Below are 637 nucleotides of genomic sequence, written 5' to 3'. Positions count from 1 at the left end.
CTCAAGGTGACGGTGGTCACGACGTTGCTGGCCGTGCCTTGGCCCAGGTTGGCCACAGTCACCGTGGCGCTCACCGTGGTGTTCGGCTGGGCGCTGGCGGGCAGGTCAAATGTGATGGAGACATCCGCTAGCGAAACCGTGACGGTGACCGTGGCGCTGTTGTTGCCCGGGGTCGGGTCGCTGGTGGTGCTGGTGACGCTGGCGACGTTGCCCACTTGGCCGTTGGTGGCGGCATTGGCCTGCACGACGATGGTCAGGGTGGCGGTGGCGTTGGCGGCAAGAGTAGCCGCTGTGCCGGTGACTTGGTTGCCGCTGTTGGTGGCGGCCAGGCCTGCGCCGTTGACGCTGACCACGGTCAGGCTGGCGGAGACCAGGTCGGTGACGGTGACGTTGGCGGCTGTGCTGGAGCCGGCGTTGAAGACGGTGATGGTGTAGCTGAATGTCTGGCCTGCGTTGACGCTGGTGACGCTGGCGGTTTTGCTGATACGTAGATCAGCGCTGGGGTTGACGGTGACGGTGACCGTGGCGCTGTTGTTGCCCGGGGTCGGGTCGCTGGTGGTGCTGGTGACGCTGGCGACGTTGCCCACTTGGCCGTTGGTGGCGGCATTGGCCTGCACGACGATGGTCAGGGTGGCGG

Annotated in this window: 1 pseudogene; it reads right to left on the bottom strand. The window is 66.4% G+C overall.

The features are described 5' to 3' along the window. A pseudogene (locus KIH26_RS16920) lies at positions 1 to 637 on the bottom strand (DUF11 domain-containing protein); the annotation flags it as partial.

Source organism: Variovorax sp. PCZ-1 (assembly GCF_018413605.1).
Classification (GTDB): Bacteria; Pseudomonadota; Gammaproteobacteria; order Burkholderiales; family Burkholderiaceae_C; genus JANMDU01.
The sequence above is the reverse complement of the archived record's forward strand: the minus strand, read 5'-3'. Positions and strand labels throughout refer to the sequence as shown.